The sequence below is a fragment of the Brevundimonas sp. NPDC058933 genome, from assembly GCF_049315965.1.
Lineage (GTDB): Bacteria > Pseudomonadota > Alphaproteobacteria > Caulobacterales > Caulobacteraceae > Brevundimonas.
Genome location: NZ_JBMOSL010000006.1, coordinates 100,355 through 123,912 on the forward strand (window position 1 = coordinate 100,355; position 23,558 = coordinate 123,912).

Below are 23,558 nucleotides of genomic sequence, written 5' to 3' on the forward strand. Positions count from 1 at the left end.
AATGGTCTCCTATTCATCCCGTCTGCGCCAGGCGCGGTCGTTGACTCCCCGCCGCAACGCGGTCGTCGCCCCTAAACTTCAAGAGATTGATCAGCCAAGGGAGTCGTACACCTTGTCGAACACGTCGAGCGCAGCGCAGGTCGGCAGCGCCCCCCCCCCGGCGCTAGCTCCTCGTCAAGCATCGGCGAGCCGAAGTGATTTGGCTGGCCCCACCCCTCACCTCTGGATCCAGCGACGGATCCGGGCGCGCCTCGACCGTGATGCTCACGCTGTAGGCCACCACCGCCTCGCCCCGGCCCCCGGTGGGCGATTCGCAGTGGCCGAGCCCGTCGCTCCCCCGCAGCGGAGGCCCAACTGGCCGGCGATCATCAGCTTCACGGCGCTTTCGGTGCTGTCGCTGATGGCGGCGCTCGGTTCAACGGGGCCAGACGACGTCGTGCGCTGGGGCGCAGCCATGGGGCTGGTGATCTCTATTGTGACGGGTGGACTGGCCGTTCTCTATCGCCATGCGCCGGCGTTCTGGCGGCCTGAGCCGGGACGTCGACGATCCAGGTCGTTGGAGCGTTCCGCCGATTGCTGAAAGTCTTGGCTGCCGCTCACAGGGATCTGAGCAGGCCGCCCAGCTCCCACGGATCGTTTAGACCGGCACGATGTCATCTGGCTTCCACGTTTGGTCGAAGAAGGGCTCAAGCGGTCCGTCTTTGCATTAGCGCTAAGGGGCCGGCCTTGGCCCAACCGCTGCGCCGTTTGATAGCTGCGCGGCTGGGCCAAGGCCTATTCCGCTGTCCGAGTAGCCGCATGCGCAGATTGATGTCGCTAATCCCGCTGGGCTCGCCCGCTGCTAACGGCTAGCGGAAGATCTGCACCAGGCGATCGAAGGCGACGACGGCGAGGAGGTGCGTTCCGAACTGGGCAAACTGATCGAGCGCGTCGACTTCATCCCCGTGGAAGGTCTGGGTCGGTTCCAGTTGGAGGTGCACGGCAGCCTGGCCGCGCTGTTGGCGCTGGGCCAGACCCAGAAAGCAAAAAACCTCACAGGCGGAACCTGTGAGGTATTTGTGGGTGCGGGAGCAGGATTTGAACCTGCGACCTTCAGGTTATGAGAACGATTTATACTGTTTTCGTATTGGGCAATTTCGCTTCTTATTGAACTCTAAACCCCTACTACGCCTGACTTTCTGTTGACCGCACAGCCAATCTGAATCACCGTTCCTGCGATCTATTTCGCCCTGCTTTTCCGCCAAACGCTTCCGTCTCGCTTCCACGGATCGAACGGCTCGAACGGCGGCGATTTCGCTGGGAAAGGACTTAGAGATGGCTGGCGAGAAGTTGAGCAAGCGTGTGGTGGACCGACTGGAGGTGCGCGCCAAAGACTACATCGTGTTCGATGGCGAGTTGCCGGGGTTCGGCGTCCGCGTGATGCCGAACGGCAAACGCTTTTATCTGATCCAGTATCGGCGGCATGGCCGCACCCGTCGCATGGCGCTCGGTCAGCACGGCGTGGTGACGGCCGAGATCGCGCGACGCGAGGCCAATCGTATGTTGGGAGCCGTGCGTGGCGGCGGAGATGACCCGGCGACGCTGCGCGACATGGAGCGCCAGGCAGCGACGGTTCAGGAACTAGGTGCACGGTTCTTAAAGGAGCACGTCGCTGTCCGCTGCAAGCCGACCACCGAGTACGAGTACAGGCGCGCCGTTCAGTTCTTCATCAATCCGTTCTTCGGGAAGCAGCGGGTGCGGACAGTGACCTCGGCCGACGTAGCGGAGTTGCATGGGAATTATGCGCATACGCCCTATCAATCGAACCGGGTTCTGGGCGTTCTCTCCAAGATGATGAACCTAGCGGAGGTCTGGGGCATGAGGGACAAGCGCACCAATCCATGCGACGACGTGAAGGCCTTTCCCGAGCGCAAGCGAGAGCGCTTCCTGTCGCCCGAAGAGATCGAGCGCCTGGGCGCGGCCCTCCAGGAGGCCGAGCGCACAGACGCGGAAAGCCGCTTCGCCGTCGCCGCCTTCAGGCTGCTGCTGCTCACCGGCTGCCGCCTGCGCGAAATCCAGACATTGAAATGGAGCTACATCGACTTCAGGGCTGGCCGCTTCCGGCTGCCGGACAGCAAGACCGGGCCGAAGACGGTCTACCTGGGCGACGCCGTAGTCGAACTCCTGCGAAAGCTGCCTGAAGTCGATGGCAATCCCTACGTCATCGTCGGCAAGCTGGAAGGGAGTCACCTGACCGATCTTCAGCATCCATGGCGGCGCATCCGGAAGACCGCTGGCCTGGACGATGTCCGCATCCATGATTTGCGCCACACCTATGCATCGGACGGCGTCTTGGCAGGTGAAGGCTTGCCAATGATCGGCAAGCTGCTGGGGCATACGCAGGTTCAGACCACCGCCCGATATGCGCACTTGGCAGATCATCCGGTCAGAGAGGCGGCGACGCGGATCGCTGGACGGTTGGCTTCGGCGCTTGGGTGATTGTGGGCAGCGAGCGCAATGCACGGCCCGCTCACGTCGTAGATGCGCCATCAGCGGACATTGGCCTGATACCGGGAAGCAGACCTCTCGCGGCACATTGCCGGGAAGATCAAGCCAGCAGCGGCCGCTCTCGCGACTCGATGGTCGCGCACGGAGCCTGATTTTCGGTCGAACCTAGCGCTGGCCTGGAAGGCGAAGATCCGAGGCCAGTCGATAGCCGCATCCATGAATCGAGTGGATGTACCGAGGTTGCTGCGTGTCCGCTTCGACCAGACGTCGCAGCCTGGCGATCGTCACATCGACGCCTCGTCCGACATACAGGCTGGGCCTGAGCCTGTCGCGCGGCACGACCCGTCCGCCGGCAAGCGCCAGACGCCTCAGCGTGAAGGTCTGCACGGGACTCAGCGGACGACGGCTTCCGTCAATGACGAGATGGCTTTCCATCAAATCGTAAGACGCCGACCCCATGACAATCCGCGGCACGCTTGCGCCCTCTAACGGATGACCACGCAACACCCGCGCGACACGATCAATCAGGCGCTGTTGTCGACGCCCCGGTTCGCCATTCGAGCTGACCCCAGCTTCGGGTGCCTCCACCCAAACGGTCTGCGAAGGTTCAAACCAGGCAGAACTGCCTGAAAGAAAGCCGGCAAGGCCAGCGCTCAGAACGACGGCGTCGAAACTGAAAGTGCGAGCGAGCCGTTCGCCCTGACAGGGGCTTGCCACGGCAGTCACCCTGTAACCCGCGGCGCAAAGCGCCCCCTTCAGTCGTTGCCGCTCAACAGGCCCCGACGCCGCCAACAGAAGATGCCGGCAGCCCTCGAGACCAGCCTCGGGTCCATACATTGCAACACCCTAGTCTCACCTGCCCTGTCGATCAGGTCCGCCTTCAAAGGGGCTTGTCCCGGCGCATGGCTTCACCGCGCCCTTGATCTCTGCTCTTAGCTCGCGGGACAGGTCGCCTCGGCGTCGTGGGGAACGAGACCGATGTCCGCCAGGGAAATGCGGAGCGGGGTCTTCGAGCCGAGGACAAAGGGGGTCTCCACCGCCATGAGGCCCGCCGTCTCAGCATCAAAACAGGCCAGCCTGATCCTGACCGTCCGCCATTCGCCGATCTTGGCGTCGTGCAGGAGCGGCGCGATATCGATCCGATCCTTGCCAAAACCCAGCTCAACAGGTCCGGCGACCCGGCTTTCGAGCCTGACCCCGGCCGTAAGCACCATGTCGCCGTTACGCTGGCGAGACAGGTCCACGGCCGGTCCAAAGATGACGGCTTCCGCCGCTCCTGAGAAGGAAAGCGCCATGGCGCTTTCCTGGGCCGCTCCGTCTGCAGACCGGACCAAGAGGCTTCCCCTCGGACTGGCCGACGACAGCGCCTGCCCCACCCTGGCGTCGCCGCCGCTGTCGCGGAGCAGAAGCGACCAGGGCGACTGGACGCGCCCGTCACGGAAATACCGGTCAAGGTTGCTTCTCGTCACGGTCGCCGCGCCGTCTTCCGACAGCAGCGGCACGGCGCCGGGCCGCGCATAGCTCAGCCCATAGCCGTAGGCGAACTGAGGCGCATAGTTCTCGTCACCGAAGTTCAAGACGTCCTGATCGGACGAGCGCGGCCAGGAGAAGGACAACCGGCCTGTGAAATCGACAGGCTCGCGCCCACCCGAGCCCCCAACCAGCACGTCGGCGACCCCGCCGCCCTCCGTACCGGGAAGCCAGGCCGCGACGAAGGCGTCCGAGGCGTTGATCTCCGGATTGACCCAGAGCGGACGCCCGCTGAGGAAGACGGAGACAGTGGGGATTCCGGCAGCCTTGAGACGGCGCAACAGGGCGAGGGGCTCATCGGGACCAAAGTCGAGCGTCTCGATGTCGCCCTGGAATTCGGCGTACGGGGTCTCGCCGAAGACCACGACGGCGACGTCAGGCTTCTGGCCATAGGCGCCGTCGGCGCTCAGTTCGGCGACGCCCCCCGCCTCGGTCACAGCCTCGCGCAGACCAGCCCAGATCGACGTCCCGCCCGGGAAATCGGCATTGGTCGTGTCCGTGCCCTGCCAGGTCACGGTCCAGCCGCCAGAGGCCTGGCCAATGGAATCGGCGGCGGTCCCGGCCACCAGTACTCGCGTTCCCGGACGGATCGGCAGAACCCCGTCGTTCTTCAGCAGCACCAGGGATTTGCGCACCGCCTCACGCGCCAGCGCACGATGCGCGAGCGAACCCAGCACGTCGGTTCGGCCTTCAAGCGAGCGTTCCCTGTCAAAGACGCCCAGCTTGGCTTTCACCCGAAGAATACGGCGGACGGCGTCATCCAGACGGGCCGCCGGGATTTCACCCGATCGGGCCTGCGCGAGCGTGTTGACGTAGAGACCACGCCAGCTGTCCGGCGCCATGAACATGTCCAGTCCGGCGTTGATCGCCTGCGGACAGCTCTCGTTGCTGCAGCCCTCGACCTGGCCGTGGGCGTTCCAGTCCCCCACGACGAAGCCCTCGAAGCCCATCCGTCCCTTCAGCACATCCGTCAGAAGCGAGCGGTTTCCGGTGATCTTCTCGCCGTTCCAGCTTGAGAAGGAGGCCATAACCGTCAGCACGCCCGTATCGATCGCCGGGACATAGCCCTGAGCGTGGATGGCGATCAGTTCAGCTTCAGAGATCACGGCGTCGCCCTGGTCGACGCCGTTTTGCGTGCCGCCGTCGGCGACGAAATGCTTGGCCGAGCCTGCGATCCGGTCAGCGGCCAGCGGGCGTCCCTCGACCAGTTCGCCCTGCAGGCCCAGGGTCATCGGCCCGGCGTAGGCCGCGCCGATTTCCGGATGCTCGCTATAGCCCTCATAGGTCCGCCCCCAACGGTCGTTGCGCGGCACCGCCAGGGTAGGCCCAAAGGTCCAGTCGGCGCCCGAGGCCGCGACCTCCTGGGCCGTGGCTTCGCCAACGCGCCGGATCAGGTCGGGGTCACGCGCGGCGCCCAGGCCGATGTTATGGGGAAAGAGCGTCGCCCCCACGATGTTGTTGTGTCCATGAACGGCGTCGATACCGAACATGAGGGGCACCGCCGCCCCCGGTCGCGCAGCAGCCGCCGCTCTGAAGGCGCGCGACAGGGCCACCCAGTCTTCCAAAGGCGCCCGCTCATTGCCTTCCGGCGAAGAATTACCGCCCGCCAGAATGGACCCGATGGGGTAGAGCGCCAGATCGTCCGGCGTGATGGAGGCGATGTCGGCCTGAACAATCTGACCGACCTTCTCCTCGAGGGTCATGCGCGCCAGCAGGCCGTCGATCATGGCTTCGGTGCGGGCGTCGGTGATCGCGCGGGGGCTGGCGGCCATGGGCCAGACGGCCGGAGCGGCCTGGGCGCTGACGTTCTCGGCTGCCGAAGGCCAAGCGGAGGCGCAGCCGGCGAGAACAGCCGCAAGGGCGATGGCGGACACGAGCGATCGACGGGACGCTGACATGCGGGACCTCGTACTGAAGAAAAAACGGACGACGCCGATCCGAAGATCAGCGCCGCCCCAGTCCAGGAGACTAGAAGTTGGCGCGCAGACGAAGGCCGGCCGTGCGAGGCTGGTTCAGGAAGAGGACGTTGACCACCTCGTCCGACACCAGTTGCTTCTCGACGACCGTCTTGTCGAAGACGTTGTTCACATAGGCTTCGATGCGATAGCGGCCGCTCGAAGGCTCCCAACCGGCGCCCAGGTTCACGGTCACATAGCCCTCCTGACGCGCCCAGAAACCGCCGTCCCGCGCCGAAGTGCTGCGCAGGAACGGACTGGACAACGGCGCATTCGGATTGACGGTCGTCCCCGCCATGGAAGCCTTGAAGGCGTCATAGGCGGCCTGGCCGGCAGCGTCCGAAGGTCTGTCGGCAAACTGGATGACCGGGGCCTCGTTGTAGATATTCAGGTAGTAGGACGACCGATAGTTGGCCAGGAGATGGAAGTCCGCGCGACCGCCGAACAGGTCCGCCGTCTTCTGCAGGTGGGCGTTGATATTGACCTTCGAGACGTTGGGCAGGTCGTTGTCGGCGATGTCGATGTTGAAGTTGGGCGTGCCGTCGCCGTAGTCGGTGCCACGCGTGTCCGTCAGCGCGCCGCTGTCCGCCTTGGCGTCGATATAGGCGGTGATGATGTCCAGACGCGACCGGAACGGCAGGTCGAAGCGCGTCTCCAGCTCGAAGCCCTTGATCGTGGACTGGGCGACGTTGACGTTCTGTTGCGAGAAGCCGGCGCTGGCCCCGCCCGGTCCGGTGCCCAGGGACACCAGGGTCTGGAAGACCTGATCCGCGTAGTCATAGTAGAAGACGTTGGCGTTCACATCGATGCGGCCGCTGGCCGGCCGGAAGGTGTTCTTCGTTCCCAGCTCAAACAGGGTCACCGATTCCGGCGCGAAGGTCGGCGCGGTGGCCACGCCGTTGACCGTAATGGTGTCGTTGAAACCGCCCGACTTGTGACCCGTGGAAACCGCCCCGTAGAAGAGGTTGTCGTCCGTGAAGTCGTACTCGAAGCCGACACGGTAATCGCTGAACGAGTCTTCATACGAACCGCTCTGAGCGCCCGGCGCCGAGATCTGGAAGAAGCTGTGCTGGCCGTTCGCCGGGCAGATCTGACCACCGCCGGCAGGCTGGATGTCGGGACGGTCGATGCAGGTGCCGTTCGGACGCGAACCGTCAGCGACGCCGGCGATCTGGTCGAGGAAGGTGTCGCGTGCGCCGGGACGGAAGGCGCCCATGAAATACTTGGCGGCTTCCTGATTGTTCCCGGGCGTCGGCGCGACATAGCTGTCGCGTCCGGTGAAGATCGGGCGGAAACCCTCGGTGCCCAAACGGGAGTTGAAGCAGCAGTTGTAGTCCAGCGAACCCAGGCCCAGCGCCCAGTTGCCGCCGACGCCGTTACGCGACTTGTTCTCTTCTGTGTAGCGGAAGCCGCCCTTGATGCGGAACTGGTCCGAAACCGGATAGGTCACATCGAAATAGGCGGCGAAAGAGTCAGACTTCACGTCCGGGAAGGTGAACTCCGTGCCGGAGTAGAACTGACCCTTGTCGACGACGGACAGGAAGCCGACCTGCTGTTCCTCCTTGAAATAGAACAGGCCCGTAGACCAGACTGTCCTGGAGTCCGGCGAAGAGGTCAGTCGAAGCTCGTGAATGTCGGACTCCGACAGGGTCAGCCAATACTGGGTCCCGAAGTTGTCGTAGTCGACGTCGGCGGCGCCATAGCCGGGGCGCACGACGCCCTCGTTGGCGGCGTTGACCTGGTAGTAGTCGACGCTGCGACGGCTGGCGGAATATTCGAGCACCGCGCCGCCGAAATCATAGGAGGCGTTCAGCGCCAGGCCCCAGTTGTCGTTCTCGACCAGACCCTGCGGGCCGCGGAACAGGACGTCGCGCAGTTCCAGATCATCCGGCTTTCCGCCGTTGACCAGGCCGTTGCGGATATTGGTCGCAGGATAGCCGGTGCCGCGTTCGGACTCGTAGTCGCCCATCAGGCTCAGCTTGAACCGGTCATTGGGCTGATAGAGGTAGGAGGCGCGGGCGGAGAAAAGCTCTTGGATGCCCGTCGGATCGAGCGTCCTGTCGTCCCCGACATTCTTGTAGGCCGTGCCGCGATCCACGCCGTAGACCGCCAGGCGTACGGCCTGGACATCCCCGATCGGCAGGTTGATCGCCGCCTCATAGCCCGTCGTGTCCAGCGTGCCGACTTCGCCCTGGACATAGCCCAACCGTTCCCCGAGGCGGGCCATGTTGGGGATGATGTTCAGGGTGCCGGCGACGGCGTTGCGCCCGCGCAGGGTGCCCTGCGGCCCCTTGGCGATTTCAACGCGTGCGATATCGAAGAACATGCCGCCGAGACCACGCGGCCGGGGCAGGTAAACCCCGTTGAGGTGGGTCGCGGCCGAGGGATCCCCCAGTTCGGTGTTGTTCGCGGTGCCCACGCCCCGGATGTAGATCTGGACGTTGCCTTCCTGATTGGAGATCGACAGCCCCGGCACGGCTGACTGCAGATCCTCGATCTGGTCGATGCCCACGGCCCGCAGGTCCTTGCCGGAAATCGCCTGGGCCACCCCGGCGTAGTTCTGCAGGGACTGTTCGCGCCGCTCGGCCGTCACCACCACGTCGCCGAGGTCGGTGGCTTCATCCTGCGGCGTGGCGGTCGGCTGTGCGGCCTGGTCCTGAGCCAGAGCCGAACCGGCTGAGATCGCCAGTGCGGCGCAGCCGAGCAGAAGCGATTGTCTGAAGCAGATCATGGTCTTCCCTCCCCGTGGGCCCTGTTCTTCAGAGCTCCAGCGTTACGACGCATCTGGCGATGCGCCCGTTTCCCGCCCTGAACCTGACTTCGTTTGACAGCGCTGTCAACGATCGACCGAAATCAACCTGGCGGCTGGGTCGAGGCGCGCTCCACGAGAGTGTAGTCGATCTTTTCGACGGTCCGGTCCGGGTCCCGGGCCGCTTCCAGTAGCATCCGCGTCGCCGCCGCCGCCATCTCGGCGACGGGCTGGCGGACCGTCGTCAGGGGGGGCGTGCTGAACATGGCGCTGGGCGTATCGTCGAATCCGCAGACCGATACGCCCCCCGGCGCGGACACGCCGAGCGCCGCCGCAGCATTGAGAACCCCAAGGGCCATGTCGTCGTTGCTGGCGAAGATGGCGCTGGGCCGACGGTCGCTCGCCAGGAGCCTCTCGCCCGCCCTACGGCCTGACGCGAAGGTGAAATCGCCTTCGACCACCAGGTCGGGCTCAGCGACCAGGCCATGAGCCAGGAGCGCCTGATCATATCCCTCGCGTCGCGCCCGACTGGCCGGATAGGCGTCTGGACCCGAGACGAAACCGATCCGGCGATGCCCCAGGCCGATCAGGTGGACGGTCATGTCCGCCGCGGCCTGACGATCATCCATGAACACCCGCATGCCCCGCCCGAGGTCGCGGTCCGCGCCCAGCCGCACGAAAGGCGTGCCCGTGCGCTCCAGAACGTCCAGCACAGTCGGATCATCGGCGTTCGGCGGCGTCAGCAGCACGCCGTCGGGACGAAGCGACCGCAACAGGGCCACAAGCCGCGCCTCAAGGCTGGGAGCGCCATAGTCCACCAGTTCCACCAGCAGGTGATACCCGGCCTTGCGGCACTCTTCGAGGGCGCCGAACTGGAGCCGGCTGAGGTAGTCGTTGCCGCGCCCGCTACGCCAGTGCTCCAGCGTCAGGTCGGCGTCGACGAAGGCCGCGATCAGATAGGAGGAGGCGCCGGCGAGCGATCGCGCCGACAGGTTCGGCTGGTAGTCCAGACTGACGACTGCGGCCTGAACCTTGGCCTGGAGAGCGGCGCTGACATTGGGCTCGCGGTTGAGCACGCGCGAGACCGACTTGATGGAAACGCCGGCAAGGGCGGCCACATCATAAATTGTCGCAGCCATTCTGGTCAGCGCCCCTGCTGACGACTGCACCCTGTCGTCGCTTCGAACATGTCCTATGCCGCGTTTGCCGACAGCCCCGCAAGATTTCGCTCGCGAAGGCCCACGACAATCGTCACAGTTCCGCGTCATGCAGCTTGTTGACGACGTCGAGCCAGCGCCCGCCACGCGGGTCGCCCCCCGATTCATCGCCGTTCTGACCCTGGCCTATGTGGGGGCCTTCATCGCTTTCGTCCCCCTTCTCAGCCTGCTGACACCCATGCAGGCCGAGGCCCTCGCCCCCGCTGACAAGATCGGCCTTCTCAGCCTCGTGACGCTTTGGGGCGCTGTGACCGCCAGCCTCACCAACCTCGCCGCTGGCTGGGCCAGCGACCGCACGCGGGCCCGCTTCGGGCGACGCCGCCCATGGATTTTGTGCGGTCTCGTCGGCGTCCTCCTCGCCTACGGCCTGATCGCCAAGGCCTCGACGCCAGCCGGCCTGCTGGCGGGCGTCATGGCCTTCCAGTTCGCCTTCAATCTTCTGTTCGCGCCGCTGCACGCCATTTTCGCCGACCTGGTGCCCCATGATCAGAAGGGACAGGTGGCGGCCTTCATCGGCATCGCAGCCCCCATGGGCGCCGCAAGCGGCGTTCTGATCGCCGCTCCGATCCTGTCCGATATTCCGACACGCCTCATCGTCCTGGGACTGCTTGTGGCCGTCTGCCTTCTTCCGCTGCTGCTCGTCTGGAAAGAGACGCCGCCGGCGCCGGCCCGTCCGCGCAAGAAGGCCGTCGCAATCGCCTCATCCCCGGGAAAAGGTTTGAACCTCGACTTCGGTTTCGTCTGGGCGTCCCGGTTCTGCTTTCAGATCTCGGCGAGCGTGATCAGCGCCTACATGCTCTTCTACCTCGCCGATCATGCACGATATGCAGAACAGTTCCCCGGGGCGACCGTGGAGAGCGGTCTTGCCCGGCTGATCGCCTTCTCGACGCTCCTGACCTTGTTGGCGGGCTTTGCCGGAGGGTTGATCTCGGACCGCTTCGGCCGCCGAAAGCCCTTCATCCTGCTGGCGGCCGCCCTTCTCGCCAGCGGGCTTCTGATCTTCGCCTTCTATCCCCAGTGGCCAGGCCCCCTGCTCGGCTATGTCTTCTACGGCCTGGGCTTCGGGCTCTACACGACCGTGGACACCGCTCTCGTCGCCCAGATCCTTCCTTCACGGCGCCATACCGCCCGCGATCTCGGCGTGATGAACCTCACCAACACCCTCCCCGCGATCCTGGCCCCCGTGCTGGCCATCGCCGCCCTTGGGCCGGACCGGACCGACTGGCCGATGTTGATGATCGCCTCCGCCGGCGTCGCCCTACTGGGCGGGCTTGCCGTGGCGGGCGTCCGAATGGCGCGATAGAAAACGAACGACAGCGCTGTCAATTTCAAAATCATGACTCTAGAACAACGTGGGGAGGGTCATTCGATGAGCAAAAATTGGGCTCGCGCCGCCATGCTCGGCGCCGCCGTGCTGGCCACAGCGCCCGGCTGTTCCGCCGCGGCGATGGCCACCGCCCCGTATGCCGCCCAGAGCCTGTCGGCGCCGACCGCGCGGCAGGCCGCCGCGCACATGGGCAAGGGTTTCAACCTTGGCCAGATGTTCGACAACAGCCAACACCCGCCCACCCTGGAGGCGGCGCGCCCCAAGATTGACGCCTATTATGCGCGCGGGTTTCGAAACCTGCGGATACCCGTCACCTGGACCGAGGATGTCGATGGAACGACCCTTGCGGACCCAGACACGGGGCGCATCGACCTCACCTCCCCTCGCCTTGCAGCCCTGACGGAGGTCATCGACTACGCCCTCTCCAAACCCGGCCTCTACGTGGTCCTCAATGCGCACCACGAGAAGCGCCTGAAGGAAAACGGCCGGGGCAATGTGCTGGAACAGTTGTGGTCGGACATCAGCGAACGGTTCGGAGACCGCGACCATCGCCTGATCTTCGAAATCCTGAACGAACCCCACCTGGCCAACCATGATCCCATGTCGCCGGCCGTTCTGCGGCGCATGACCGGACTGGCCTACGACAGGATCAGGGCCCGGGACGCCGAACGGATCATCATCATCGGCGGCAATCAGTGGTTCGGCGCAGAGGAAATGGCCCGGACCTGGCCAAACCTCTCCGAGGTCGGCGATGGCCGCGATCCCTATCTGATGGCGACCTTCCATCACTATAATCCCTGGGCCTTCGCAGGTGACAACCAGGGCGACTACGCCGACGCCTGGACTGACGCCGACATCCGGGGCCCCATGGAGATTATGGCGCGCTGGGCTTCGACGACCGGCGCCGGCATGCCGGTCTACATTGGCGAGTGGGGCGTCGGCTGGCACCGCCGGCTGCCGACCATGAACTGCAACAACGTTCGCCTCTTCTACAGTCGGTTCAACCAGACCCACGCCGCGGACATGGGCATGCCCACGGCAGTCTGGGACGATGGCGGCTGGTTCCAGGTCTTCGACCATTCCACAAACAGCTTCCCCCACAACCTGATCGACTGCATCGACGGCGCCTGCACCTGGGCCGGCGAAGAGCGGTTCAACGCGGACTGCCTCTAGGCTTCGCGACACCCCAATCTGAAGGAACCCGCCCGGATGACCATCCAGCCCGTTCGACGCCAGCCCGCCGGCCTGGCCTTCGCCTATGTCACCAGCCTCTTCTTCGCCTGGGGCTTCGTCACGGCGCTCATCGACCCCCTGATCCAGGCGGTGAAGCGCGTATTCGACCTGAGCACGGCCGAAGCCATGCTGACAGCCTCGGCCTGGTTCATTGCTTACGGCGTCGCCTCCATTCCTGCTGGCTGGGTCCTGTCTAAACTGGGCTACAGCCGCGCCATCATCGCGGCCCTCGCCGCCATGGTGCTGGGCTGCATCCTTGTTCCTGTGGCGACGATCGTCGACGTCTACGCACTGGTGCTCCTGTCCCTGTTCGTCATCGCCAGCGGCGTGACCCTGCTGCAGGTCGCGGCCAACCCCCTCTCGGCGGCTCTGGGTGAACCCCGCACTGCCCACCTGCGACTGACCTTCTCCCAGGCCTTCAATTCGCTCGGCGCAACACTCGGCCCGGTGATCGGATCGACCATCCTGCTCACGGGCGGCGTCTTCGCTGCGGACGCAGTCATCTCGCCGGCCTCCCGTGGAGAATCCCTGCGTTCGATCGACTTCGCCTTCCTTGCCGTCGGTGCCTTCTTCGCCCTGGTCGCAGTTTTCATCTGGACCGCGCGCAAGCGGATAGAGGCCGCAGTCGCCGACAGAAGCCATGAAGGCGTCGTATCCCCGCTGGCCGCCTTCCGCTCGGGCTGGGCCGTCTTCGGGTCGACCGCCATCTTCTTCTATGTCGGGGCCGAGGTGACCATCGGCGCCCTGCTGATCCCCTTCATCAGTTCTGCAGAGGGCTTGGGTCTGGCTCCGCACGAAGCTGGTCACATGGTGGGCTGGTACTACTGGGGCGCCGCCATGATCGGCCGCTTCGTCGGCAGCGCCCTGCTCACCCGCATTTCCGCCGGCTACCTGCTTTCCGGCTGCACCATGATCGCGGCAGCGCTCGCCCTGGTGGTCACCCAAACGGACGGCGCCACGGCGACCTATGCCGCCCTGGCGATCGGCTTCTTCAACTCCATCATGTTCCCGACCATCTTCAGCCTGACGCTTGAGCGATCCAGCGCCTCACCTTCGGCCACGTCGGGCCTGCTCGTCTTCGGCATCATCGGTGGCGCCATTCTGCCCCCGATCGCCGGGGCGATCGCTGATGCGACAGGTGCGGTTACCCCGGCCTTCTTCGTCCCGCTGGGCGGCTACATCGTCCTGATTGTATTCGCCCTGGCCTGCGCCCGCGCGGTCCGGACGCGGCCAGACCAAGACCAAGTCGTGGCGCACTAACCCGGGACAAATAGATCCGTGCCCGCGCCGCCGCGCTGTGACTGAAAGCCAGCAGTGCGCTGTTCGTGTCCCGCTGCGGCCCCTGCCTTCAGCGAGTAGAAGGCCTGTTCTAGGACATCCCAGACTCGGCTCACCCCGCGGCTTGCGTCCACACCTCTGTCGTTGTTCCTTGCTGAGGTCTCCTCCTGCAAGGACAGACGATGATCGCCAACCTCCGGATCGGCCTGACTGGGACACTACAAGCTTTAGACTGAGCACAAAAACTCCACTGGAAACATCGCCTTTCAAGCGACCGTGGAGAGACGAACAGGGAGGTCACAGCCTCTATTTGCACGCCGCAGAATGTCCCTGACCTTCCTGACCCTCTCCGGGCGAAAGGCTGCAATGCGCCAAGAGCGGACTTTGGCAGTTTGCCGAATTTCAGACATTCGGTGGGGGCCGACGGCTGCTTCCGACTCTTCGCGAACGTTTTTACGGGCTCTCACGGCGCTGTTTCACCACGGCCGATCCGTCCAGCGCGTCTTTTGTGATCTCACGCGTGTTTATGAACAGCAATGCATGCGCCACATCCTCCAGATCACTGCGTGTAGTCAGGGCCAGCAGGCCTCCGCCACCTGCTGCTGAGAAGTCGGCATTGGAAGGCGTGGGAAGTCGTCTCCGATGCTGACCGTTCACCACACAGTCACGCCGCTATCTCACCGCACCAAGACCATTTGGATCAGAAGCATGAGCGTCAGTGAGGACTGAGGGTCGTCTCCCCATCCTGCAGCCGCGCACGGGTGCGGGCGCAAGCGACCGCGAAGATCGTCAGAGCTAGGTATCCCGCCAGAGGCACGAAGAACGCCGGCGTCACGCTGCCGAACTCATCCGCAATGCGGCCGGCGACCCATGGCAGGACCGCGCCGCCGATGATGCCGAACACGAGCAGGCCCGAGGTCGCCGAGGCCGGGGCGCTCGACCGCTCCAGCGTCAGGGTGAAGATGGTCGGGAACATGATCGAGTTGAACAGGCCGATGCCGAGCGCGGCGTAGGCTGCAGTCGAGCCGCTGGTCTGGGTCACCACCAAGGCGAGGGCCGCTGCGGCCACGGTGCAGACCGACAGAAGAACGCCTGCCCGCACGCGGGTCAGAAGCGCGCTGCCGATGAATCGACCGATCATGGCGCAGCCCCAGTAGATGCCGACCATATGACCGGCCTGATGCTCCTCGATCCCCAGAATGTTCCCCTCGCTGAGGAAGGGGATCAGCAGCCCCCCGATGGCGACCTCGGACCCGACGTAAACGAAGATGGCCAAGGCGCCGAAGACGGCCCAGCGCGAACGGAAGGCTGACAAGGGCGAGACGACCTCCACTGGGGAGTCGGCGACGGAGGCGTCGATGCGCTTGCGCGCGGTCCAGATGAACACGGCGACCAGAGCGAAGAAGGCCCCGACGGCGAGGAAGGCGAAGTCGATGGAGCGCAGGGACTCGCCGCGAGTCGCCGAGGTGATCACGGCGTCCGCCGCGAAGACGCCCCCGGTCAGCAGGATGCTGGCGCCGATGATCGGCCCCAGGGTCGTGCCGAGCGAGTTGAACGCTTGCGAGAAAGTCAGGCGGAAATGGGCGCTCTTGCGCGAGCCCAGGGCCGCGGACAGGGGATTGGCCGCGACCTGGAGCAAGGTGACGCCCGAGGCGATCACGAACAGGGCGAACAGAACCCCGGCATAGACGTCTGCGATCGTCGCCAGAGGCACGATGATGCAGCCCGCCACCATGGTCGCCAGGGCGGCGATGATCGAGCGGCTGTAGCCCAGCCGTGACAGGATCCAGGCGGCGGGTAATGAGGCCACGCCATAGGCGATGAACCAGGCCGAAGCGGTCAGCATCGCCTCGGCCAGACTGAGGTCGAACACGCGGCGCACCGCCGCGATCAAGGGGTCGATCAGGGAGGTGACGAAGCCCCAGGCGAAGAACAGGCTGGTGACATAGGCGAAGGCCAGTCCCGTGCCGCGACGACCGCTGGTCTGAAGCTGGCTCATGAATCGCTCCCAAAAGCCGCTAGGCGGACTTGTTTCTTGTATTGCCTCATCCTCAACCGGCGACGCAGCAGCGGCAACGACACTGCAAGGCACATCGGCGAAGAACATCCGACAAAAAAGCGGGGCCGCGCCCGAAGACGCGGCCCCAGTCGGCTCAGAAGCGGTAGTTGAGGCCGACCGCAAAGGTGCGGCCGTAGGATTGATAATCGATGGTCCGGCGTTCATCGCCGTTCTCGAAGGTCTTGAACGGCTCGTCGGTCAGGTTGTTGACTTGGGCCAGAATCGACAGGCCTTCCAGCGGTCCCGACTGGAATTCGTACCCGATCTGGGCGTCGATCACGGTCTCCTCGGCCACGGAGCGCAGGGTTCGCCCATTGCCGAAACCGGCGACCTCGCCCAGGTAATCCGACCGATAGCGTGCGGAGACGCGCGACTGGAAACCGGCCCGCTCGAAGTAGAGGGTGCCGTTGAGGACGGTTTCCGAGAGACCCGGCATGGGGGTCGGCGGGTTCGCCGGATCAGGCTGCACCTCGCTGTCGGTCACCGAGGCGCTGAACAGGCCGCCGAAGCCTTCCAGCGCTGGATGGAAGATGTCGAAGGGCGCCGACACGGAGAACTCGACCCCCTTGATCCAGCCGCCGTTCCCGTTCTCGGGGGTGGAGATGATCCCCTCGTTGATCACCGGGACGACCCCGCCGGTCGGATAGCCGGTGAAGTCGAAGATGCGGTTGTAGGTGAAGACGTAGCTTTCGAGATCGCGGTAGAAGCCGGCCAGCGAGACATAGCCGCGGCGGTTGGCGAAGTATTTTTCGAAAGACAGATCCGCGACATTGGCGATGAACGGCATCAGTTCGGGATTGCCGCCCCCGCCGCCCCACGGTGAGTTCTGCTCGGGCGTGGCCTCATCGTTGTTCTTGCCCGCATCGAACGAGAAGTTTCGACCCGCCCGCATGTCGTCCATGCGCGGCCGCGCCAGGGTGCGTGACACCGAGAAGCGCGCGAAAAGATCCTGCCCGACTTCGAGGATGAAGTTCGAACTGGGCAGAACCTCCAGATATTTTGCGCCTCCGGTGACCTCTTCCACGGCCGCGACGCCGGCGCTGATCTGCTGCGCCTCGAAGCCGCGCCCCTGCTGGTCCGTGTAGACCAACTGAATGCCGACATTGCCGGTCAGCGGCAGGCCGAACAGGTTGTGGTCGATGTTGGCCTTTAGGTAGGCGGTGGTGACCTTCTCGACCACGTCCCAGTTTCCGGCCACGACGTCGGCGTTCGGATTACGGATAAGGTTGAGCGCGCCGCTGTTGACCAGCGCCAGGGCGTCGTAGCTCAAAACCTGCGAAATGCCGAGATAGCCCAGGTCGGTCGGATCCAGCAGGAATTGCGACGGCACGGCCAAGTCCCCGCCGCCAGGGACGCCCAGGTAGAACTGGTCGTTGACGAAGGTCTTGCTGCGTTCGGAATAGTTGACTCCGAAGTCCAGCGCGCTGAACGGCGTCTGGTGAAGTTCCCGGCGCGCGGTCATCCGGACCGCCTTGATCTCGTCCTCGATGGAGGGGGTGTTCATGTAGCCGGCCTGACCTTCGGGGATCACATCGCCGCCCCACCCTTGCGGGCTGGTCAGCCGGATCAGCATCGGGTCGGCATAGTTCAGTTGGCTCGTGAAGCGGGTCACCCCGTCGCTGGTGAGCTCGAAGCCCAGGCTGTCCAACGCGCCGTTGATGTTGCGCCCGGTTCCGGCGTTGGTCTCCAAGATGAGGTCGTTGCGCTCGACCTTGGAATAGTTGAGATCGAGCCCGAAGCTCCAGTCTTCATTGGCGAAGAACTGGGTGTTCCAGCCGAGAGCGGTGATGTTGCTGTCGCGCTTGTTGAGATCGTTGCGCACCACGCCCTTGATGTTGTCCCAGACCCCCGCGACGATCAGACCGTCCTGCACCGTGTAGCCGGGACGCAGCGACGGGCCGGGACGGCAGACGTCAGGCGTCGCGACATTGCCGACGGAATCGCAGTCGCCGGACGAACCGCCCCAGGCGAGCGGAAACTCGATGCCGCGCAGGACCTGGGTGTTCTTGAACTCGGAGTAGAAGGCGTCGAGCGTCGTGTGGAAGCGGTCGCTCGGCCGCCACTCCAGCACGCCCATATAACCGTCGCGCTCAAGCTCAGACGACATGACATAGGGCTTGACGCCCCCGGTGATCAAATTGCCGTCGCTGTATTCCGGATAGCCCCAGCTGTTGAAACGCTCAGACTGATAGGGCGAGCTCATATGCGCATAGCCCAGCGCCAGACCGATCGTATCGTCCGCGAACTGGTCGATATAGGACAGGGTGAAGCGGTCGCCGCGATTGGTAGTGCCCGAGTTCAGGGCGCCGATGTCGTTCCATTCATGGCGATAGTTCAGCGCCATGGCGCGCCGGCCATAGTCCAGCGGACGCACGGTCCGAAGATCGACAGTGCCTGCCAGACCCTGTCCGACAAGCGCCGCATCCGGCGTCTTGTAGACGACGACGCTGCCCAGTAGCTCCGACGGGAACTGGTCAAATTCGACGCCGCGGTTGTCGCTGGTGGTCACCAGCTCGCGCCCGTTCAGCAGGGCGGTCGTGAAATCCGGACCCAGACCGCGAATTGAAATGGCCTGACTGCGTCCGTCGAGGCGCTGCGAGGTCACGCCAGGGAGGCGGGCGAGGGACTCGGCGATGGAGACGTCCGGCAGCTTGCCGATGTCCTCGGCAGAGATCACCTCGACGATGGAGGTGTTGTTGGCCTTGGCCGAAATCGACGCCTCGATCGCGCTGCGGATGCCCGTGACGATGATCTCGTCGACCTGAGTGGTCTCGGCATCGCCCGGCGCCGGGGTCGTGGATTGCGCGTTGGCCGCCCCCGTCAAAGCCAGACTGGCCGCCAGCCAGGCGGCGCCTCCGGTCATCAGGCGCGCACGGCGGCTGTATGCTGTGAACATCTCGTCCTCCCATGTCCGCCGCCCTCTCGCGAAGCGGTCGTTCGCAAATCTATGCAAACATCTGGAAAGGTTGCAAGCAGTTAATGCTCCAGCCCTAAAGGTGTCGAGAGATGCTGAACTCCAAAGGATCGATATTGCGCTGCAAAACGGGCATTCGAGGCTGAAAGCCCTCAAAACGCCAGGGTTGACACTCAAAACCGTCGCTGCAAAAACTTGCAAATCGATCCCCCTGGCACGCATCGGGAGGGCAGCCATGCGGAGGAACGGAACGATGAGAAATTCAGCAGCAATGCGGTTAGCCGTAGCGAGCGTCGCCGCCGTCATGGCGTCGTCCGCTCTCGCCCAAGCCCCAGAGACGGACTTCCGTCAGCGGCCGCCACAGGACGAGGTCATCTATTTCCTGTTGCCTGACCGCTTCGCGAACGGCGATCCGGGCAACGACGACGGAGGCTATGGGCCGGATCCGCTGAGGAGCGGCTTCAATCCCGCCAACCCGGAATTCTATCACGGCGGCGATCTGGCCGGGGTGATCCAGAAGCTCGACTACATCCAGGGTCTCGGAGCGACCGCGGTCTGGCTCGCGCCCATCTTCAAGAACAAGCCCGTTCAGCCAACGGCGGGGCGGATGATGGCCGGATTCCATGGATACTGGATCACGGACTTCACGCGCCCGGACCCCCACTTCGGCGAGCCTGAGACCATGAAGGCCCTGGTCGAAGCGGCCCATGCGCGCGGCATGAAGGTCTATCTGGACATCGTCACCAACCATACCGCCGACGTGATCCAGTATCGCGAATGTCCGACCAGCGCCTGCGCCTATCGGTCGATAGCGGACTATCCCTGGACCCGACGCGGCGGCCCTGAAGGCGTCGCGATCAACGATGGATTTCGCGGCGACGGCGGCGCGGACGACTTCGCGCGGCTGACCGATCCGACTTGGGCTTACACCCCCTACATCCCGGCCGGAGAGGAGACGGTGAAGGTCCCCGCCTGGCTGAACGATACCCTGCTCTACCACAACCGCGGCGACTCGACCTTCCGAGGCGAGAACTCCATCTACGGCGACTTCGCGGGATTGGACGATCTCTTCACCGAGAATCCGCGCGTGGTTCAGGGCATGATCGAGATCTTCGGCGATTGGATCGACGAATATGGGATCGACGGTTTCCGCATCGACACGGCCAAACACGTCAATCCAGAGTTCTGGCAGGCGTTCGTACCAGCGATGATGGAGCGTGCGAAGGCACGCGGCATCCCGAACTTCCACATCTTCGGCGAAGTCTACGACCCCGACCCGGCGGCGCTGGCGCGACACACCCGCGTCGACGGCCTGCCCGCCGTGCTGGACTTCGCCTTCCAGTCCGTGGCGACTGATGTGGCCAACGGCGCAAAAGCGCCGGACGCCCTGCAGACGATGTTCGACGCCGACGCCCTTTACGAGGGCGGGGTGGAGGCCGCCTTGCATTTGCCGACCTTCCTCGGAAACCACGACATGGGCCGCATCGGCGGGTTCGTGCTGAAGGCCCATCCGAACGCGGATGACGAAGAACTGTTGGCTCGTACGACGCTGGCCCACGCCCTGATGATGTTCAGCCGCGGCGTGCCGACGCTCTATTACGGCGATGAACAGGGCTTCGCGGGCGAAGGCGGCTACGGCGGCGGTCGCCAGGACATGTGGGAAGGTCAGGTCGAGACCTACCGCACCGAACGCCGCATCGGCGGCCTGCGCGCGCCCTATGATCGTGACGCCCCGCTTTATGGCCGCATCGCCGAGATGGCCCGGTTGCGCGCCTCCGACCCGGCTCTTCGGAGAGGGCTCCAGTTCGGCCGGGCGGCGGCGGAAGAGCCCGGCCTGTTCGCCTTCAGCCGACGCCTGCCGGATCAGCCCGGCGAGACCCTGGTGATCTTCAACACCGGAACGACGCCCCTGACGGCCAATATCGCCATCGATCCGGCCTCCACCCATTGGACGACCAGCCGAGGCCAATGTCCCGCGACCTCCGTCGCGCCGGGCGTCGTGCGCGTCACCCTGCCGCCCCTCGACTACATGATCTGCGTTTCGGAAAGCTCTGCCCAGTGACTCTTGCGACCCTTAATGTCGTCACCGCGCCGCAAGGCCGGCAGGCCGAAGATGCTCATCAGGAGTGGTGGCGCGGCGCGGTCATCTATCAGGTCTATCCCCGTAGTTTTTCCGACAGCAATGGCGACGGCATCGGCGATCTGAACGGCGTCACCGCCCATCTGGAGCATATTGCATCGCTCGGCGTGGACGGCGTCTGGATCTCGCCCTTCTACACCTCGCCCATGAAGGACTTCGGCTATGACGTCGCCGACTATTGCGATGTCGATCCGATATTCGGCTCCCTGGCGGATTTCGACCGGCTGGTGGAGAAGGCGCACGGCCTTGGACTGAAGATCATCATCGACCAGGTCTGGTCGCACACCTCCGATCAGCACGACTGGTTCAAGGCCAGCCGCCTTGACCGCACCGGTCCCTATTCGGACTGGTACGTCTGGGCCGACGCCCGCGCCGACGGCTCGCCGCCGAACAACTGGCAGTCGGTGTTCGGCGGACCTGGCTGGACCTGGGATGCGCGACGGGGCCAGTACTACATGCACAATTTCCTGCCGGAGCAGCCCCAGTTGAACGGGCACAATCCGGCGGTGCAGGACGCTCTGCTGGCGGCGGGGCGGTTCTGGCTGGACCGGGGTGTGGATGGCTTTCGTCTGGACGCCATCAATTTCTCGATGCACGATCCCGACCTCAAGGACAATCCGGCCTTGCCTCCGGGCGGCAAGCGCACCCGCCCCTTCGATTTCCAGGACAAGATCCACAATCAGTCCCACGCCGACATCGCGCCCTTCCTGGCACGGGTCCGGGCGCTGACCGACGCCTATCCGGGCGACCGCTTCACCGTGGCCGAGGTGGGAGGCGACCATGCTGACCGGGAGATGGCCGAATACACGGCCGATAATCGCCACCTGCACAGCGCCTACGGCTTTCTGTATCTGTATGCGAGCCGGATGGTCGCCGAACTCGTGCGCCAGGGCGCCGCCATGTGGCCCGGGGCGGAGGGCGAAGGCTGGCCCTCCTGGACCTTTTCGAACCACGACGCGCCGCGCGCGATCTCGCGCTGGACCGAGGGCCGCGATCCGCGCGCCCTCGCCGAAATGCTGATGTTGCTGCTGACATCCCTGCGCGGCAACGCCTTCATCTACTATGGCGAAGAGCTGGGCCTGCCGCAGGGCGAGGTCCCGTACGATCGACTGGTGGACCCCGAGGCCATCGTCAACTGGCCGCAGACCCTGGGGCGCGACGGCGCTCGCACCCCCATGCCCTGGAGCGCGACAGCGCCCTTCGCAGGCTTTTCGACCGTCGAGCCCTGGCTGCCTGTCGATCCTCGCCATCCCGCCATGGCGGTAGAGACGCAGGACGCCGATCCCGCCTCCATGCTGAACGCCACCCGCCGCATCCTGGCGCTGCGTCACGCCCATCCGGCGCTGAAGGTCGGCGACATGACGGTGCAGTCGATCGAGCCGGTTCTGGTGTTCACCCGCGAAGGCGCCGGCGAGCGGCTGATAGCCGCGTTCAACCTGAGTCACGAGGATCAGTCCTGGACGGCGCCGGAGGGCTACAGCCTGATCGACGCGGTCAATCCGGGTCATCTGCCCGGCGTCTTGCCGCCTTTGGGCGCCGTCCTGATGAAGCAGGACGGCTGAGGTGGGATCAGCCGCCGCAGCTTTCGCGAACGATCAGCTCGGTGGGCACCCGTGCGGAGCGGCCGACCGTGTCGCCGCCGTGGTCCAGCAGTTTGGAGACCATCAGGCGACCGGCCTTCATCGTGTCCTGGGCGATCGTGGACAGGGCCGGGCTGCTGTAGCGGCTGAAGGGCACATTATCGAAGCCGATGACGGACACGTCGCCCGGCGCCGAACGCCCCGCGTGTTGAAGCGCGCGCACCGCGCCCAGCGCGATCTGGTCGCTGGCGCAGACCACGCCGTCAAACGCCACGCCGCGCCGGATCAGGGCCTCGACGGAAGCCTCCGCCGACTCGACCTCGAAATGGGCGTCCACGATCAGCGCCGGATCGACGGCGACCTTCAGTTCGCCCAGCGCGTCCAGATAGCCACGATGCCGCTGCATCGCTTCGGGCGGATCAAGATCGCCGAGAAAGACGATCCGCTTTCGACCCAGCCGCGCCAGGTGAAGGGTCGCCCGGCGGCCGCCGTTGATGTTGTCGGATCCGATCGAGCAATAGAGCTGATCCGGCAGCTCGGCGCCCCAGACGACGAAGCGGGCCTCGGTCTCGACCATGCGGTTGAACGCCGCGTGAAGCGTGCTTTGTCCGAGGAAGATGACGCCGTCGGCCCGACTGGTCGTCATCGCCGCCGCGACGTCTTCGTAGGTGGCCGGCGCCAGATGGCTCATGATCAGGTCGCAGCCCCGCTCTCGCGCGGCCTCGCCGACGCCGGCGAGCAGCTCCAGAAAGAACGGATCGCTCAATCGACCTTCGCGACCCTGAGGACGGGGCACGACCAGGGCGATGGTCGCCTCCGCACCGATGGGGCCTGCGGGCATGTAGCGGCGGAACGGATAGTCGTGCTCGCGCGCCAGCTTCCAGATCAGTTGCTTGGTGCGGTCATTGACGGCCGGATGATCATTCAGGGCGCGGGACGCCGTGGAGATCGACACGCCCGCCAACAGGGCGATGTCCTCCAGGCGCGTGGGCTTTCGGCTCACGGGACGGATGCTCCAAAACCAGTCGTTGCAAAATTTGCTGCAAATCTTGCTCTTTCATGCGCCTCTCCGCGGGCGGATGGCAAGGG

The 23,558-nt window shown here is 64.9% G+C and carries 15 protein-coding genes; 8 read left to right on the top strand and 7 right to left on the bottom strand.

Features of this window, described 5'->3' with window-relative positions:
- The first annotated feature begins 316 nt into the window (after positions 1–316).
- From ACOZBP_RS11945 to ACOZBP_RS11955, 3 genes are all read left to right on the top strand, one after another.
- Positions 317–580: a hypothetical protein gene (locus ACOZBP_RS11945; protein ID WP_422676665.1), complete on the top strand. Its 264-nt coding sequence runs from the start codon at positions 317–319 to the stop codon at positions 578–580.
- A 316-nt stretch (positions 581–896) separates the two neighbouring features.
- Positions 897–1,103: a hypothetical protein gene (locus tag ACOZBP_RS11950; protein WP_422676666.1), complete on the top strand. Its 207-nt coding sequence runs from the start codon at positions 897–899 to the stop codon at positions 1,101–1,103.
- 211 nt (positions 1,104–1,314) lie between these two features.
- Positions 1,315–2,478 (top strand): tyrosine-type recombinase/integrase, encoded by a 1,164-nt coding sequence (locus tag ACOZBP_RS11955; RefSeq protein WP_422676667.1) that lies wholly within the window; start codon positions 1,315–1,317, stop codon positions 2,476–2,478.
- Between the two features lie 174 nt (positions 2,479–2,652).
- Here ACOZBP_RS11955 and ACOZBP_RS11960 read toward each other — a convergent pair whose 3' ends face one another.
- The 4 genes from ACOZBP_RS11960 to ACOZBP_RS11975 all read right to left on the bottom strand — a co-directional run bounded on the left by ACOZBP_RS11960 (position 2,653) and on the right by ACOZBP_RS11975 (position 9,860).
- Positions 2,653–3,324, bottom strand: a complete 672-nt coding sequence (locus ACOZBP_RS11960; RefSeq protein ID WP_422676668.1) for a winged helix-turn-helix domain-containing protein — start codon at positions 3,322–3,324, stop codon at positions 2,653–2,655.
- Between the two features lie 95 nt (positions 3,325–3,419).
- Complete coding sequence (locus tag ACOZBP_RS11965) at positions 3,420–5,915, bottom strand: glycoside hydrolase family 3 N-terminal domain-containing protein (RefSeq protein ID WP_422676669.1); 2,496 nt, start codon at positions 5,913–5,915, stop codon at positions 3,420–3,422.
- 70 nt (positions 5,916–5,985) lie between these two features.
- A complete protein-coding gene (locus ACOZBP_RS11970) occupies positions 5,986–8,703 on the bottom strand; it encodes a TonB-dependent receptor (RefSeq protein WP_422676670.1) in 2,718 nt (905 codons plus the stop codon).
- Between the two features lie 122 nt (positions 8,704–8,825).
- The gene (locus ACOZBP_RS11975; protein ID WP_422676671.1) at positions 8,826–9,860 is read right to left on the bottom strand and encodes a LacI family DNA-binding transcriptional regulator; all 1,035 of its coding nucleotides are present in this window, start codon (positions 9,858–9,860) and stop codon (positions 8,826–8,828) included.
- Between the two features lie 127 nt (positions 9,861–9,987).
- Between ACOZBP_RS11975 and ACOZBP_RS11980 the strand changes: the two genes are divergently transcribed.
- The 3 genes from ACOZBP_RS11980 to ACOZBP_RS11990 all read left to right on the top strand — a co-directional run bounded on the left by ACOZBP_RS11980 (position 9,988) and on the right by ACOZBP_RS11990 (position 13,758).
- Positions 9,988–11,241, top strand: a complete 1,254-nt coding sequence (locus tag ACOZBP_RS11980) for an MFS transporter (protein WP_422676672.1) — start codon at positions 9,988–9,990, stop codon at positions 11,239–11,241.
- A 66-nt stretch (positions 11,242–11,307) separates the two neighbouring features.
- Complete coding sequence (locus tag ACOZBP_RS11985; RefSeq protein WP_422676673.1) at positions 11,308–12,438, top strand: glycoside hydrolase family 5 protein; 1,131 nt, start codon at positions 11,308–11,310, stop codon at positions 12,436–12,438.
- Between the two features lie 36 nt (positions 12,439–12,474).
- Positions 12,475–13,758, top strand: coding sequence for a sugar MFS transporter (locus ACOZBP_RS11990; protein ID WP_422676674.1), 1,284 nt, complete (start codon positions 12,475–12,477; stop codon positions 13,756–13,758).
- Between the two features lie 733 nt (positions 13,759–14,491).
- Here ACOZBP_RS11990 and ACOZBP_RS11995 read toward each other — a convergent pair.
- Together ACOZBP_RS11995 and ACOZBP_RS12000 are read right to left on the bottom strand one after the other, a co-directional pair.
- A complete protein-coding gene (locus tag ACOZBP_RS11995; RefSeq protein WP_292091966.1) occupies positions 14,492–15,775 on the bottom strand; it encodes a sugar MFS transporter in 1,284 nt (427 codons plus the stop codon).
- 154 nt (positions 15,776–15,929) lie between these two features.
- Positions 15,930–18,731 (bottom strand): TonB-dependent receptor, encoded by a 2,802-nt coding sequence (locus ACOZBP_RS12000; protein WP_422676675.1) that lies wholly within the window; start codon positions 18,729–18,731, stop codon positions 15,930–15,932.
- A 289-nt stretch (positions 18,732–19,020) separates the two neighbouring features.
- Here ACOZBP_RS12000 and ACOZBP_RS12005 point away from each other — a divergent pair, with 289 nt between their 5' ends.
- Positions 19,021–20,811 carry an alpha-amylase family glycosyl hydrolase gene (locus ACOZBP_RS12005; protein WP_422676676.1) on the top strand — a complete coding sequence of 597 codons (1,791 nt, stop codon included), beginning with the start codon at positions 19,021–19,023 and terminating at the stop codon, positions 20,809–20,811.
- On the top strand, positions 20,808–22,451 hold the full coding sequence (locus ACOZBP_RS12010; protein WP_422676677.1) for an alpha-glucosidase: 1,644 nt from the start codon (positions 20,808–20,810) through the stop codon (positions 22,449–22,451). Before ACOZBP_RS12005 ends, ACOZBP_RS12010 begins: the two co-directional genes overlap by 4 nt.
- Before the next feature lie 7 nt (positions 22,452–22,458).
- On the opposite strand, the gene ACOZBP_RS12015 is transcribed toward ACOZBP_RS12010, so the two are convergent.
- Complete coding sequence (locus tag ACOZBP_RS12015; RefSeq protein WP_422676689.1) at positions 22,459–23,517, bottom strand: LacI family DNA-binding transcriptional regulator; 1,059 nt, start codon at positions 23,515–23,517, stop codon at positions 22,459–22,461.
- Positions 23,518–23,558: the final 41 nt, after the last annotated feature.

Coding starts and splice junctions, on each gene's coding strand:
- ACOZBP_RS11955 (WP_422676667.1), top strand. CDS start 1,315: ATGGCTGGCGAGAAGTTGAGCAAGCGTGTGGTGGACCGACTGGAGGTG.
- ACOZBP_RS11960 (WP_422676668.1), bottom strand. CDS start 3,324: ATGTATGGACCCGAGGCTGGTCTCGAGGGCTGCCGGCATCTTCTGTTG.
- ACOZBP_RS11965 (WP_422676669.1), bottom strand. CDS start 5,915: ATGTCAGCGTCCCGTCGATCGCTCGTGTCCGCCATCGCCCTTGCGGCT.
- ACOZBP_RS11970 (WP_422676670.1), bottom strand. CDS start 8,703: ATGATCTGCTTCAGACAATCGCTTCTGCTCGGCTGCGCCGCACTGGCG.
- ACOZBP_RS11975 (WP_422676671.1), bottom strand. CDS start 9,860: ATGGCTGCGACAATTTATGATGTGGCCGCCCTTGCCGGCGTTTCCATC.
- ACOZBP_RS11980 (WP_422676672.1), top strand. CDS start 9,988: ATGCAGCTTGTTGACGACGTCGAGCCAGCGCCCGCCACGCGGGTCGCC.
- ACOZBP_RS11985 (WP_422676673.1), top strand. CDS start 11,308: ATGAGCAAAAATTGGGCTCGCGCCGCCATGCTCGGCGCCGCCGTGCTG.
- ACOZBP_RS11990 (WP_422676674.1), top strand. CDS start 12,475: ATGACCATCCAGCCCGTTCGACGCCAGCCCGCCGGCCTGGCCTTCGCC.
- ACOZBP_RS11995 (WP_292091966.1), bottom strand. CDS start 15,775: ATGAGCCAGCTTCAGACCAGCGGTCGTCGCGGCACGGGACTGGCCTTC.
- ACOZBP_RS12000 (WP_422676675.1), bottom strand. CDS start 18,731: ATGTTCACAGCATACAGCCGCCGTGCGCGCCTGATGACCGGAGGCGCC.
- ACOZBP_RS12005 (WP_422676676.1), top strand. CDS start 19,021: ATGCGGTTAGCCGTAGCGAGCGTCGCCGCCGTCATGGCGTCGTCCGCT.